General features: G+C 51.2%; 14 protein-coding genes. 1 reads left to right on the plus strand and 13 read right to left on the minus strand.

Going from position 1 to position 14,184, the window contains the following annotated elements; all coding sequences use genetic code 11:
* Positions 1-66 precede the first annotated feature (66 nt).
* Positions 67-1,512, minus strand: a complete 1,446-nt coding sequence (locus tag PT964_RS16075) for a sulfatase family protein (protein ID WP_274364380.1) — start codon at positions 1,510-1,512, stop codon at positions 67-69.
* A 560-nt stretch (positions 1,513-2,072) separates the two neighbouring features.
* On the opposite strand from PT964_RS16075, the gene PT964_RS16080 reads away from it, so the two are divergent.
* Positions 2,073-2,426: a helix-turn-helix transcriptional regulator gene (locus tag PT964_RS16080; RefSeq protein WP_274364381.1), complete on the plus strand. Its 354-nt coding sequence runs from the start codon at positions 2,073-2,075 to the stop codon at positions 2,424-2,426.
* 95 nt (positions 2,427-2,521) lie between these two features.
* Here the strand turns inward: PT964_RS16080 and PT964_RS16085 are convergent, their stop codons facing one another.
* The 12 genes from PT964_RS16085 to PT964_RS16140 all read right to left on the minus strand — a co-directional run bounded on the left by PT964_RS16085 (position 2,522) and on the right by PT964_RS16140 (position 14,184).
* A complete protein-coding gene (locus PT964_RS16085) occupies positions 2,522-3,937 on the minus strand; it encodes a LysM peptidoglycan-binding domain-containing protein (RefSeq protein ID WP_274364382.1) in 1,416 nt (471 codons plus the stop codon).
* A 50-nt stretch (positions 3,938-3,987) separates the two neighbouring features.
* On the minus strand, positions 3,988-5,853 hold the full coding sequence (gene shc / locus PT964_RS16090; protein WP_274364383.1) for a squalene--hopene cyclase: 1,866 nt from the start codon (positions 5,851-5,853) through the stop codon (positions 3,988-3,990).
* 97 nt (positions 5,854-5,950) lie between these two features.
* Positions 5,951-6,601 (minus strand): SGNH/GDSL hydrolase family protein, encoded by a 651-nt coding sequence (locus PT964_RS16095; RefSeq protein WP_274364384.1) that lies wholly within the window; start codon positions 6,599-6,601, stop codon positions 5,951-5,953.
* Between the two features lie 154 nt (positions 6,602-6,755).
* Complete coding sequence (locus tag PT964_RS16100) at positions 6,756-6,977, minus strand: GTP-binding protein (protein ID WP_274364385.1); 222 nt, start codon at positions 6,975-6,977, stop codon at positions 6,756-6,758.
* A gap of 395 nt (positions 6,978-7,372) precedes the next feature.
* Positions 7,373-8,644, minus strand: a complete 1,272-nt coding sequence (locus tag PT964_RS16105) for an ABC transporter permease (RefSeq protein WP_274364386.1) — start codon at positions 8,642-8,644, stop codon at positions 7,373-7,375.
* The gene (locus PT964_RS16110; RefSeq protein WP_274364387.1) at positions 8,637-9,539 is read right to left on the minus strand and encodes an ABC transporter ATP-binding protein; all 903 of its coding nucleotides are present in this window, start codon (positions 9,537-9,539) and stop codon (positions 8,637-8,639) included. Before PT964_RS16110 ends, PT964_RS16105 begins: the two co-directional genes overlap by 8 nt.
* A 22-nt stretch (positions 9,540-9,561) precedes the next feature.
* On the minus strand, positions 9,562-10,437 hold the full coding sequence (locus PT964_RS16115) for an ABC transporter ATP-binding protein (RefSeq protein WP_274364388.1): 876 nt from the start codon (positions 10,435-10,437) through the stop codon (positions 9,562-9,564).
* Positions 10,434-10,832, minus strand: a complete 399-nt coding sequence (locus PT964_RS16120) for a GntR family transcriptional regulator (RefSeq protein ID WP_274364389.1) — start codon at positions 10,830-10,832, stop codon at positions 10,434-10,436. Before PT964_RS16120 ends, PT964_RS16115 begins: the two co-directional genes overlap by 4 nt.
* A gap of 20 nt (positions 10,833-10,852) precedes the next feature.
* On the minus strand, positions 10,853-11,590 hold the full coding sequence (locus PT964_RS16125; RefSeq protein WP_274364390.1) for a hypothetical protein: 738 nt from the start codon (positions 11,588-11,590) through the stop codon (positions 10,853-10,855).
* Positions 11,591-11,730: 140 nt separating this feature from the next.
* Positions 11,731-11,874: a hypothetical protein gene (locus PT964_RS16130; protein WP_274364391.1), complete on the minus strand. Its 144-nt coding sequence runs from the start codon at positions 11,872-11,874 to the stop codon at positions 11,731-11,733.
* Positions 11,871-13,085 (minus strand): Ger(x)C family spore germination protein, encoded by a 1,215-nt coding sequence (locus tag PT964_RS16135; protein WP_274364392.1) that lies wholly within the window; start codon positions 13,083-13,085, stop codon positions 11,871-11,873. The genes PT964_RS16130 and PT964_RS16135 overlap by 4 nt, the downstream gene beginning before the upstream one ends.
* Complete coding sequence (locus PT964_RS16140) at positions 13,066-14,184, minus strand: GerAB/ArcD/ProY family transporter (RefSeq protein ID WP_274364393.1); 1,119 nt, start codon at positions 14,182-14,184, stop codon at positions 13,066-13,068. The genes PT964_RS16135 and PT964_RS16140 overlap by 20 nt, the downstream gene beginning before the upstream one ends.

Genomic DNA, 14,184 nt, shown 5'->3' on the forward strand with positions numbered 1-14,184 from the left:
GTATAACCTGTGGAGGATTCCTAATTGTCAATCAAACTTATTGATGCGCCATTCACCATGATTCAGTTACACTTTACGGTACCGGGCTTCCAGCCGTTCTGCCGCCTCGTGCCGGCCTGCTTTCCGCAGTCTTTCCAAGTAGTTGCCCAAGCTGCCTCTAGTATGGAACGGACCCCCTTCATGGATAACATGCCACATCGGATCGACCGGAGAATCGGATGAGGCCATTTGCTCCGCCACCCATGCATCCAGGAGCTTCAAACCTTTCCCCACCGCTTCCGGGCGTTCCTCCGCCAAATTTATCGTTTCATGCGGATCGTTGTCAATATCGAATAACATAAGATCCGGGAACTCTTTAAGACCGTCATGATACGTCCGAATCAACATCCAATTGTCAAAACGCACCGCACGCTGACAGCTCCATGCGGCTTGGCTGACTACAAGATATGGCCGCCCCGATGGCTTTCCTTCCGTCACAGCGGGCAAGAAGCTCACGCCGTCCCATCTTTTGCGCTGAGTTCCGCCGGCAAGCTCGGTGATTGTCGGCCCCAGATCGATATTATAGTGGAAATCTTCATCGATATGCCCTTGACATATGCTTGGACCCGCCATAATAAGCGGAATACGGCTCGTAATATGATCCGCCGTTTGATGATCGCCGTAAACGTTAAGCTCACCCTGATTTTCACCGTGGTCCGCGGAGATAATGATGAGAGTCTCTTCCAACAATCCTTCCTCTTCAAGCGCCTTAAGAATCAGTCCTACATGGTCGTCTACGTGACGAATCGCGGTATCGTAGCCGTCAATCCATTTTTTGAAATCGTCACGGTTAGTAATTTCTTTCGGTAATCCGGGCCATTGGTTGCTTACGGGAATGTCGCGGGCGCTCATGGGCCCGTAGCTCTCTCGATGCCGGGCGATCATTTCGTCCGTCAGCCACTCCGGAGCGGGATCGTTCTCGAATGGATTTCCGTAATCCGCCGGCGTTCTGTAAGGCGTATGCGGATCCCAAAAATTTAAATACAGGAACCAATTTTCTTTCTCGGTCCCCCTCTCTTTAATCCAGCGCAGTGCGGCGGAAGACACGTCCCCCGCAGTCTCGCCCGCGTGTTTCCCGGTATCATGCGTCTCAAGAAAGCCTTCCAATACGTGCCATGCCGCATGACGTCCCGGGAACGGGCTGATCATAGCCGTGTGCAGACCATGGAATCTCAACACATCGACCCATGCCTGATACTGCGTATGATGATAGTTAAACGGACGGCCTGCTCCGATCGGTCGCATGTCGGCTTCTAATCCGCCGTGGTTAATGACACCATTATGTATGCCGAATCGGGAGCTGAACATCGCTGTGCGTGAAGGGGCGCAAGGCGCATCCGAAGCATAGTAATTCGTAAATTGCGTTCCTCTTGCAGCAATGCTGTCGATATGAGGCGACGTATTGCGGTGGTACCCGTAACATCCTAAATGATCCGGACGCAAGGAATCGATATCGATATAAAGAATGCGCATTTTCCTTTTCCTCTTTTCTTTTTGTATAATTCATTAAAGCAACAACTCTGAATGATAGTTTTATAGTATACAATGGCATTGCAAAAATAAATGAATAAAACCGATCCGTTTGTATAATTCTTTAATAAATATTCATGGGGGCAATTCATATGCCGGCTATTAAAGGGGTTTATCACGACGTAAATCCGCACTGGTGTACGCAGAAATCAAAGGGGTTAAATACGCTTGTTTACGTAACGGAGGGTAAGGTCATCTATTTTGTAGAAGATAGAAGAATAGTGCTGGAGAAAGGGGATACATTGTATATTCCCTATCATCATTATCGAGCTTGGACAAGCCATCCCGATGAGCCTCACACAAAGTTCACGGCTGTTTTTTCATGGGAGGAGCCTTTGTCCCAAAGCTCGCTATTGTTTCCGAACAAGGAGAACCTATTTCAGAGTCGCATACGTAATGCCGTTTACTTCAAACAGCGGTTTTCTTATCTTTTCGTGCAATGGTCGAGTATAAGAACGTTGTCCGAACCGTTGTCAAACAACGTTCTTCAGGAGCTCCTCCTATTGATTACACAAGAGAACCAAGAAGCGGGCGCAGCTTCTTCAAAGGAACGAACGGTCAGAAAGCTGCAGGAGTATATATTAAATCATTATCGGCGGAATATTACGATTGACGAATTGGCTTCCATTGCGGAAATCACTCCGAGCTACGTAACCGTTCTGTTTAAAAAAGTGGTCGGCATCACCCCGATCCAGTACATGCATCATATCCGGATCAACAATGCACTGCATTTGCTTCAAAATACTCAAATGTCCATCGGTGAAATTGCCGAATACCTCGGTTATTGCGATCAAGCCTATTTTAATCGGATGTTCAAAAAATGGATGGGAACGGCTCCGATATTTGCAAAAACGTAAGACCTCTCAAACGTCCGCGGCAACGCGGAATGCGATTTTCCCGCTTGAATGGAACAAAAAAATCCCCGAGCTTCGTCAGGGATTAATCGTAACAGCTATATGAGCTTTCTCGGGATGATGTTGCTTTGCTGCACGTGCCAATTTTGCGGGAAGGGGCTGCCAAGCACCCAATAGCTGACGCCGCGAAGTCCGTATGCCTTCGCCGTATCGAATTTCGCTTGAGCGCTGCGGGCATCCTCAAACCAAACCTCGTGCTGCTGTCCGGTTTCGTCGGTATAACGGAAGAACGGCGACTGGTACGTTTCATGATATTGAATGGGGACGCCGTATCGAACGGCCAAACCGACCGCTTCTTGCGGACTGACCGTTCGGGCGAACGTTCCTTGTACCCAAGGGATTTTCCAATCCCTTCCGTACAGCGGGACGCCCATCATGATTTTATTGCGCGGAATGGCGGTGACCGCATAGTCCAGAACGCGCCTCACCTCGTTAATCGGCGCAATGGCCCAAGGTCTGCCCCCCGCCCAGCCCCATTCGTAAGTCATGAGCACGACGAAATCGACGATTTCCCCATGTGCGGCATAGTCGTGCGCTTCGTACAGCAAGCCTGGCTGATCCGCCCGGATTTTCGGAGCGACGGCAGTCGAGACGAGCAGCCCTTCCGGGCGAAGCCGTTCCACGACTCTGCGAAGGAACGCATTGTAATTTTCCCGGTCCTCGGGGTATACGTATTCAAAATCGATGTTGAGTCCTCCGTAATTTTTGGAACGGATCGTCGCGAGCACATTCGTAATCAGCGTATTTTGCAGGTCGGGATTCCGAAGAATCGTTGCGGCAAGCTGGGAGTCGAATTTCCCGCCGGCGAAATTCGTCAATACGAGAAGCGGCAACACATGATTGGTTGCGGCCGCTTCGAGCACCGGCGCTTCATTCATTGTTGAAATCGTTCCGTCCGGCCTGACCGAATACTCAAACATGCTTAAGTACGTAAAATGCCGTCCCCAATAAAGAACTTCCTGCCGCCCGGCTTCGTCCGTTCTAGTGTTATAAGCGTTCACTTCCAATACCGGCCTGGCCGGTGACGGTATTCGAAGCGTTTGCCCCGGAAAGATCGAGGACGGGTTTGCGATGCTGTTTTCCCGAACGATCGCCTCTACCGTAGAGCCATAGCGCCGGGCGATCTGCCATAGCGTTTCTCCTCGTTGTACCGTATGGAGCCGATACGGAATCGTAAGCATGTCTCCAACGAAAATAAGAGACGGATCGGTTATTTGATTCGCCTCGACGAGCGCTTGAACCGTTGTTCCGTTACGCCGGGCGATCGTCCCGAGGTTATCTCCCGGCTGTACGACATAATCCCGAAAAGGCTCCGGGATGACAAGAGATTGACCTATTACCAATGCATTCGGGTTTTGCAGCTGGTTCGCCGCAGCGATTTGAGCGATGGCCGTTTGATATTTACGGGCGATCAGCCATAACGTCTCTCCGCTGCTCACGACATGAATTTGCATATAAAATCGCTCCTAACCTTAACCTCCTTTTCAATGTATGCATCAAATGCCTATGTGTTAAATAAACGGCGGTAATGGGACAAAGCAAGCAGCGGAAAAATATACCGGTAGCTGTGGTAATGAATATAAAACGCCCCCGGTATTCCTTGCCCGCCGGGATACGCCGTCGTCCGATCTTCGCGCCGCAACGACTCGAGCAAGAAGGAAACCCCCCTTTCAATCTCGGGCGTCGTCCGATCCGAAGCGGAGATGAGCGCATCCAACGCCCAAGCCGTATGCGTAAGCGTGCTTTCCCCGAGCGGAACATACTTCCCTTGTTGATCGCTGCGGCAGGACTCCCCCCAGCCTCCGTCCTTATTTTGGATGCGCTTTAACCAATCGACGGCTCTCGCTATAGCGACGTCGCGGTTTGAGATTCCGACGGCCCGCAATCCCGTAACCGCCGCCCACGTTCCGTACACATAACAGATACCCCATCTTCCATACCATGAACCGTCCGGCTCCTGATGCTTTGCAAGCCAACTCACAGCCTTCCGCACCGATTCCCGATCCGCCTTCAGCGTAGTGAAGTTTCCCAGCAGCTCTAACGTTCGTCCCGTAATATCCGCGCAGGATGGGTCCGTCAAAATAAATCCGCTCTTTTCAATCGGCAGCAGCTCCAACAGTTCCGAGTTAGTATTTTTTTCGAACGCCGCCCAGCCTCCGTCGTCGTTTTGCATGGACAACAGCCACCCGACTCCCCTATTCCAAGCATCGGAATGGGAAAACGCGATGGTTGAAATCGAACGGAGCGCGGCGCAAGTATCGTCGATATCCGGATTAAAGGTGTTGACGTCGGAAAAGCCCCAGCCGCCGGGCAGCGGATGCCGATTATGAATCGCCCAATCTCCGAACTTGTATTGCTGTCTTCCAAGCAAATACCGATTCGCCCTCCGGATCATCGGGTCTTGCGCCGATACTCCTGCAGACTGCAGCGCATAGCCGATTAACGAAGTGTTCCACACGTCCGCCGTTGTGTATTGCATATGGGGCAAACCTTTGATTTCCGTTTTCATCGACAACAATCCGGAAATAGCGTTCACAATAATCGGGTCCGTCTTCCGGTATCCGAGGGACAGGAGCGCGAAAATCATAAAGAACGTACTGCTGAAATAGCTGTAAAACGTTCCGTCCGCTTCCAGATGGTCCAGCATATATGTTACGGCTCGTTCGACCGCCGAACGGTGGAGCTGTTCGGGTAAACCCGGCAGGCCGCGAATACCGCTTAGCAGCATTGAAACCGATGGCTGCGACCGCTTTGTTTTAAACCAGAAAACCTCTTGCTTCCGCATTGCCCTAATATCCGAAAGATCGGGGCTTTTAGCGGTTCTAACGGAATAGGCTTTATCCGCTAACAGCATAATCGGAATCAGATTCACTCTACCATATACGGAGAACATATAAATATTGATGGGAAAATGCGGCGGGAGCAGCATGATTTCGATCGGCAGGGGGGAGGACCGCGGATAAGGCAATTGTCCCGTGATCGCCAGCACGATTTTCGTAAATATGCCTGCTTCCTCCAATCCTCCGTTGGCCGTAATAAACCGTTTCGCCTTTAATATCCGCGCATCGTCGTTCCGATAATACCCTGAGTAAAGCAATGCATAGTAGGCATCAACCGTGGCAGAAAGATTCCCCTCTTCCTCGTCGTAAAAAAGCTTCCACGCCCCGTTCGGTTCCTGTTTCGATAACATTTTGGCCGCAAGTCCCCTTATTAACGGTTCATGATCGATCTCCAAGGTTCTCAACAAAACGATCGTATAAGCATCCGTTGTAATGCCGGCTTCAAACGGATAATTCCATGAGCCGTCGGGAGATTGATCCGCTCTAAGCCTATTTATGATCCACTCCGTTCCTGCCGTCGTATCGATCATGGGCAACCATCCCCTTCCGGTGAACGTACAATTTCTTTATACATACTCCATGGCGGACGGTTGAATGCGAAAAGGATTGTTGCTGCCTTATATGAGATTATTCCCGAGGAAAAAGATACGGGGCCAGCCGCGAAACAATCGCCCGATGCCCCCGATCGTTCGGGTGAATCGGAAGAAAACCGCTCAATGCATCCTCGAGCTTTCCATTTCGATAGCCATAAATCCATTCGGCTTGCTTGCCTTCAAACCAAGTATGGACGGGAGCGACAATGACGTTGCGGCTTTGTGCCAGCTCGCTCGTCGTACGGTTTAGTTTGTCGATCCATCCGTATGACACAGGGCTATTCGGAAATGGGTTGTACTGCGTGCAGCAAACGATTCGGGCTCGGCCTCCCTTCTTTATTCGAGCGAGAATGGCGTCTAAGTTTCTTCTGTAGTTTGCTATAACTTGGTCGGCTGCGAACGGTTGACGGTTTCGCAAGGAAACCAGCGCCGCGTTCGCTATATCCACGCCTCCGATCCATACGGATACAACGTCAGAGCGACTTATGAAAGCGCCCCCCTTCCAGATGACGGCATCCAGCAGATCGGCGCTGCTCCAGCCGGGATGAGCCAACACATACCCGCGAACCTTCCGGGTGTGAGAGCCGGCATTGAAAGAAGATACGACAAGCTGCGGATAAGCCTTCTCCCAAGAGGAGGCGTTTTCTCCGAACGTAATGGAATCCCCGAGCGCTGTATAAATCACCGGTCCGATCAACTCCTCCGGATAGGTTGACTTTCTCATGAACTTATAGAAATAGTACGGCACGAATGTACATGTTGTGTGGACGAAGACCTAAAAAAAGCCTTGATCCGCGACATTTCTTGCGAACCAAGGCTATCTCTTTTATGGGGAAACATTATATTTCATCCGTTTGAATAGCAGGCAACGTGTCTCGAAACTGCCGCCAATCCGCGTTCATTTCTTCCCCGGTCAAAAGACAATCGTCCAAAGCTTGAACAATTTGTTCTTTATCCATTTCAATGCCGATAAACACAATTTTCGTAGAACGGTCTCCCCACGACTCATCCCACCCCGCAGCGAGTAGCAACAGGAAGTTCGCCGAGTTTTGCCTGGACATGTCCTTTATAATGACCACCTGCGTCACGGATCGCTTGCAGCTCGCTCTAACCGTTTCTAACGGACATGGCTGCAGTTATTCGGCGTTTTTAACGGAGGTTTCCGTTTTAACGGACACCACCGCAGTTATTGGCTCGAAAAAGCAGGAATTAGCGCCAAAAATAAAGGTTTAGCGTCTTTGGTGTCCGTTAGCGGCTTGGCGGCGGGCAAATCGACTATATAACGTCTGTGGTGTCCGTTAACACCTCAGCCCCCTGTAACATTCGGTATCATTGCAAAAAAGGGTTGCCCCTAAAAGTCATCTATGATGACTTTTGGGGACAGCCCCTTTTTTACTTGGGTAAGGTGTATTCGGAGGATATCAAGTCTGCAAAAGCTGAAACTTACCAAACACCACTACACGTCATACGCCTTCATCGCCTTGCGCAGCTCGCGGAAGGACGGGCGCTTGCCGTACAGCAGCACGCCGGTGCGGTAAATTTTCGCCGCCAGCCAGCCGAGCGCGAAAATCGACGCAACCAGAATCGCCAGCGACAGCGCAATCTCCCATACGGCCGGGCTCGTCATCCCGATGCGGAGGAACATGAGCATCGGCGAGAAGAACGGCACGAACGACATCGCTACGACGATCGGCGCGTTCGGGTTCGTAAGGCCGTACATGGCGAGCATGAACGCGGCGACGATCAGCAGCGTCACGGGCATAATGACCTGCCCGACCTCCTCCGTGCGGCTGACGAGCGAGCCGACCGCCGCGAAGATCGTGCCATAGATGAAATAGCCGAGCAAATAAAACACGACGAAGTATACCAGCAGCATCGGATCGACATCGTTCAAATTCAAATGGAACTGCTCGACGATCGCGTTGCCCTTCGAGTTCGCGATATTGACGGCGCCTACGGTAATGAACACCGCAATTTGCGTCAACCCGAGCAGGCAGATGCCGATAATTTTGCCGAACATTTGCGTCAATGGGGACACGCTGGATACGAGCACCTCCATGACGCGCGAGCTTTTCTCCGACGTAATTTCCGTCGCGACCATGTTACCGTATCCGATGACGCCGATATACAGCATAAACAACAGCACGTATACGAGCGCGAATGCAAGCTGAATGTCCGCTTCGCTCTTGCCTTCCTTCGCGTCGGTAATTTGCACCGGCACGAGCCGGATCGGCGCAAACAGACGCTGCGCCTGCTCGGCGGTCAGACCGATTTCCTCCTTGGCCATCTGTTGGCTGATCGTCCGCAGCCCCGTCTCAAGCTCGGACATGACGCCCATAGGCATAGAATCCTTTGACCGGTATTCGAGAGCCGGGAACGAGCCCGCAGCATCGGCCGAGGAGCCGCCCTCCGCCGGCACGAGGTAACCTTTCAAGGCGCCTTCCTTCACCATCGACCTCGCCGCTTCCTCATCGCCTTCGAGCACAATCACTTCCAGCTTGGGCTCCGGCTGCGCGCCGTAATACTGCTTCAGCGACTGCGCAACCTCCGGCGGCGCACCCAAAACACCGACCTTGTCCGGACCGTCCGAGGTAAACGAAGAAATAATCGTCGGCAAATGAATCATAACGGACAATAATAACGCGAAAATAAGCGTCGTAATTAAAAACGATTTCTGCTTCAGCCGATTGCCGTACGTAAAACGAATGACAGTCCACAATTTACTCATTGGCCCCACCCACCGTTCGAATAAAAATATCGTGAAGCGTCGGCTCCTTCAATGCAAACCGGTTTACCGCCGATTGCCCCATAGCCGTTTGCAGCAGACGCTGCGCCGCCGCCTCTTCCTTGATCGCGATTTCGTAGCCGTTCTCCCGCTTCTTCACCGACACGACCCCGGGCACATTCTCCAACCCGTCTACAGGCGTTTCGGTTTCGAGCAGCACTTGCTCCCTCGGGAAACGCCGCTTAATTTCGCGAAGGTTGCCCTGAAGCACCGCATTCGACCGCTGCAAAATGCAAACGTGCTGGCACAGCTCCTCGATATGCTCCATCCGGTGGCTGGAAAACAAAATCGTCGTGCCTTCGTCCCGAAGCGACAGGATCGTCTCCTTCAGCAGTTCGACATTGACGGGGTCCAAGCCGCTGAACACCTCGTCAAGAATCAAATATTCCGGTTTATGGAGAACGGCCGCGATGAATTGGATTTTTTGCTGGTTCCCCTTGGACAGCTCCTCCACCTTCTTGCCGTAGTTCTCCGGCACGCCGAAACGCTCGAGCCAAGCTTTCAATTCGCGGTCCGCGGCGGTGCGCTTCATGCCGCGAAGCTCCGCCAAATAGAGCAATTGATCGCTGACCTTTACTTTCGGATACAGCCCCCGCTCCTCCGGCAAATAGCCGAACAAGCTTTTCACGTCTTTCGAATACCGCTTGCCGCTGTACAAAATCGTTCCTTCATCGGGATAAATGAGACCGAGCACCATCCGCATCGTCGTCGTCTTGCCGGCGCCGTTCGCTCCGATTAATCCGAAAATTTCGCCCTTCCCCACGCTAAAGCCGATGCCGTTCACCGCCGTCTTGTCCCCGAACCGTTTCGTCACATGTTCTAATTGCAAAACTCCCATGCCCGCTCCTCCTCGTAATCCTTTAACGCTTCATTAAATACATAAGAATATCCTCGAGCTCGACCGCCGCGACGCTGACGATGCGGCAGCCCGCTTGCTTCAGAGCTTGCTCCGTAGCTGCAGCGTTACTGGAAACGAGCCGCATCGCGCGGCCTTCCCCTCCAACCGAGTGAACGACTCCGGCCGTCGCCGCCGCAGCCTCCGGGTCCGTCTCCACCCAGAACGTCTTCCAATCGTCGAGCAGACGGTCCTTCTCATAAAAGCCGAGCAGCTTCCCCTCATTCAAAAATGCGATGCAATCCGCCAGCTTCCTTACCTCATCCATCACATGCGTCGCAAAGAAAACCGTTCGTTCTCTCTCTTCCATAAAGGCTCGAATGTCTTCCGTCATCGCTTTCCAAGCGAACGGATCCAGTCCCGACGACGGTTCGTCCAGCAGCAGCACATCCGGCTCGGCGGATACCGCTTGAATGAACGACAATTTGCGCTGCATCCCTTTGGACAGCTCCTTCAGCTTCTTCTCCGGTGCAACGTTGTACTTCTCCAGCCGAAGCTTGCATTGCCCCTCATTCCAGGAAGGGTACCAACGGGCTGCAAAGCTCAGCCACTCGCCTGCCGTCATCGAAGCGTCATAGGCGCGGAACTCCTCCGGCACGTACCCGACCCGCCGCTTCACTTCCACCTCGTCGGCCGAATGCGTCAATCCGCCGAACCATTGCACTTCCCCTTGATCGGGATGGAGCTGGTTTACAAGAAGAGAGAACAGTGTGCTCTTCCCCGCCCCGTTCGGGCCGACCAGCGCCACGACGAGCCCCGGCTCCAGGACCAAGTCGATCGGCCCAAGCTGAAAGTTCCCCGACCGTTTCACAAGCCCCGCCGTCTGCAATACCGCGTTCATCGCTTTCCCTCCCCGTATACTTCGATAAGCGCCTTCTCAAACAGCTCGCGCAGAAGCCCGCTTCCGCAGTTAACCGCCTTCCCGCGGGACACCGCATCTTTCAATGCCTCATATACGGCCTGATTGCGAAATTTCGACTGATCCTCGATGTCCACCTTCGCCACGAACGTCCCCGTACCTTGGCGGGTACGAAGCAGCCCTTCGTTCTCTAAATCCTGATATACTCTCCGAATCGTAATCACGCTGCATGACACCCCTTGCGCAAACTCGCGAATGGAAGGCAGAAGCGTGCCCTCCGCCAACTGACCGCTAAGGATCAATGCTCTCAGTTGGGTTTCAATTTGATGGTACATCGGTTCGGCGCTTTCCTGAGACACTCGAATCGGCAGCTGCATGCTTTCACCTGCTTTCTCTATCAACGAAAGTCGCGGTTTTGGACAATATAAAGTAACCGCTTGTATCCGAACCGGACCGTACATGCCGCAACAACCATGCAAAGCAATGTGAACGCCCACCCGATCGGGCCGGTAATCGTCTCTGCCAGCCAGAAAGTAATATGTATACCGGCAATGAAATAAATCAAGGCCACCACAGCTATAAGTATCAAGAGCGCAACAAAGCTTAAAGCTAAATATCTTTTGCCGCTGCCCCCCCACTCCAAGCAAAGAAACAGTATGCCCGCCGTAAATCCGTAGGACGCCCAGCACAGGACGAACAACAAGTATTCGGGCAAAGAAAACGTATCGCGCGACCACCCGCTCACCGTATAAAAAATAGCGAAGAAGCAAATGACGGACATTGCGGTGTAAAAAACCATTTGCAAAAGCCGCTGCTTTACGACCGTATGGACCGGGATCGGAAGCGATCGCAAGATGGATAACCGAACGGTAAAATAATCGGTTCGCCAGTACGGCGTCGATAAGTACCCCTTCGACATTCCGAAGCCGATACACGAGATCAAGGCCAAAAGGATGAAGTCGACAACAAACTTCATACTTTCCGCGCTCTCACCTTGAAGCTCTTCTGCGGGAATTTCGCCGGTTATGAATCCGGTAATCCCCCCATAAATCAGAAAAAATACCGCCGTAAAAGCTATGGAAAATTTACTTCTTCGCAGTTCTTCCCTTGCCAGCCATGCCGCGTCGCTCTTCACGCCAACAGACCTCCGATCAGTGTGATTCTGTATATATTTATATACACAGTATAATCACACCTGCGAACCATGTCAACGGACCTAAAAACAAAAAATCCCCTGTAACGAACAAATAGCTTCGTTGACGGGGATTGCTCCGCTCATTGCTGTCTTTTCCAAGGCGGATCCGATACTTGATGAATTTTTCGGTTGATGGTGTTAACGGCGAATGGGATGGCGAAGCTTAAAAACGCACCGAAAAACACGCTTGCGGACGGAATCCGGTTCATGATCTCATAGATCATCGAAACTCCCTCCTGGATTCGTTAATCGTTCCCGTTCTTTTAATCGTAACCTTTGCCTTCACTTCAATTTTACTTTTTGAAAAAACATGTTCCCCCTTTTCCCAATTCCGAATTATTTTCTTCCATAACCTGTAATGGCTTTGGTTTAAATAGGAATTTATACCTAGCACATCCTTTTTGTAATCGTTCTGGAGCTTTTCGATGCAAGCCCTCGCATCCTCCTCTATTTTTTTCGCCACTAAAGGCTCTAATTGCGTAAAAGTACTCTCCTTCAGGAAATCCCGTTGCTTAAAAGTTTCCGCAATGATACCGGCTGCCTCGATATAGACGGTGATCTTCACAAAGTGTTCGTCGCCGTAATCAAGCTTCAACCGTTTTTTCGATTCCTCGATTTCAAAGCCGACCTTTTCTTTCCCCGCCTGAAATTCCACCATCCCTCCTTGGATATTGCCGGTAATGAAGTTCAAGCCCTCGGTTTCCACTTCATTTAAGAAGCCTGCGATTTTATTCGTATTCCCGTCGAATACCGCAGCCCCAGCGATTGAGGCTTCCTTATTATTCACTTTAATATGCTGAATGACGAAGCTTTCATGCTTCAGCAGCTTTTCGTGCACGTCCCCCATCCTGGAGGCAGGCGTCATCCTCGCGCTTCGTATAATATTTTCAGCCAGCGTATTTAAATGAATGGCGGGCATTTTTTCGTTATATGGCAAGATTTCCAGCGCTTTGCGCGCCTTTCCCTTAGCGACCATGATTTTCACGTTGCGCCGCGTTTCGCTGTCCCGTAAAAAAAAATCGAGCACCTTTCCGAAATTTTTTTCGGCAACTTCCTCCGATATGACGATCACCTTCAAATGCTCGAAGAACGGGCCGCGGCTTAGCTTGGTTGTCATCTGGGCCGAAACGGTAAACATCGAATCCTCCACAGAGGTGACGTTCAGGAATGCTTTCTGGTTGGCCGTTCCTCCACCGTTATTTCCCGAAAAGCCTTCCACATTCACAATTTGATAGGTGACCTCGAAGTTGTTCTTGCCGCCTTCCTTCTTTCCGGCCTCTTCTTGCTCCCGTTTCGCGGACTCCTTTGAAGTAGCGGCATCTATGGCAATCCCCACCACGAACCCTCTCTCATCGATTTCAATGCGATCCCAACACCCGCTGGCAACCGCAAGAACCGTCATACAGCAAATGAGCTTAACCCCTCTGCGCAGCATTCTTTTTCCCTTCCTTTATGAACGACAGCAGCAGCATGACGGTGGGGACCGATACGCTTATCGCGAGTCCGAGGTAACTGACAATACTGGAAAATGTAAAAAGCTCGTCCAAATCTCTCGGCGTCATGGCTATGAAAAAAATGATCGGACTCAGTATATAGATGGCGGTATCCCTCTTCATGGAGCCCTTCAATGAATTGACCAGCGTGACCGCGATATCCATGCCCATACACGTCGTATTGAAAATCGTCATGATCCACACGATGAAAAATATCGATTCGAACCGTTCGAAAAATTCTCCCGGAATTTGCACCTCTTTGGCAAGCTCGACCGTCGGAAACATAATCTGTTTCGTTGCAACGGACGTGAAAACTCCAATTGCAAACAAATAAATAATCAAATACAGGATCGTGGACGCGGCGACGCCGATTATGGCAGCCTTCGGCGCATCCTTCGGTTTATTCATGAAGCTTGTGTAAAACAAAATCACATCGAACCCAAGCAGCGCTAAGATCGTATCGTTCGACCCTTTGAGAACCTTAGTCCAATCCGTTGTAAACACCGGCAGGAGGTCTGCCGGGACAAGCAACTGGGATGTAAAAGACAATACCGTCAGCACAATCACGATAACCAGGGGCAAAAAAAGTACATTCAACCTTAGAAGACCGACTCTCTGCCCAAACACCGCATAAATGACCACCAGCTGAAAAAACAGCGCTATGTATTCGATAGGCGTCCGATAAAATAAATACTGCTTTGCTATTGCAGCCAGCATCATAATTTCAAATGCCGTAAAACTCAAATAATACAAGCCTATGACCGCAGTTAAAGCAAGTGCGACCGGCTTCGTCGTCAAATACGCGAAATAATCGATCGTACTTCTTTTGCCCGCTTTTACGGCTAGCTTTCCAAGCATCCATGCCAATATGCAGGCGAATCCGCCGGCCAGGAGGATAGACATCCAGCCGTCCGAATAATTGACCGATTCGGCGAGCGTCCGCGGCAGCGTTAATATGCCGACCCCGACGATCATAGTTGTGACGGTAAATATCATCTCTCTTAAGCCGATTTCTTGGTCGCCGTATTCGAAATACTTCAT

The sequence above is a fragment of the Paenibacillus thermotolerans genome (genome assembly GCF_028745515.1).
Lineage (GTDB): Bacteria > Bacillota > Bacilli > Paenibacillales > YIM-B00363 > Paenibacillus_AE > Paenibacillus_AE thermotolerans.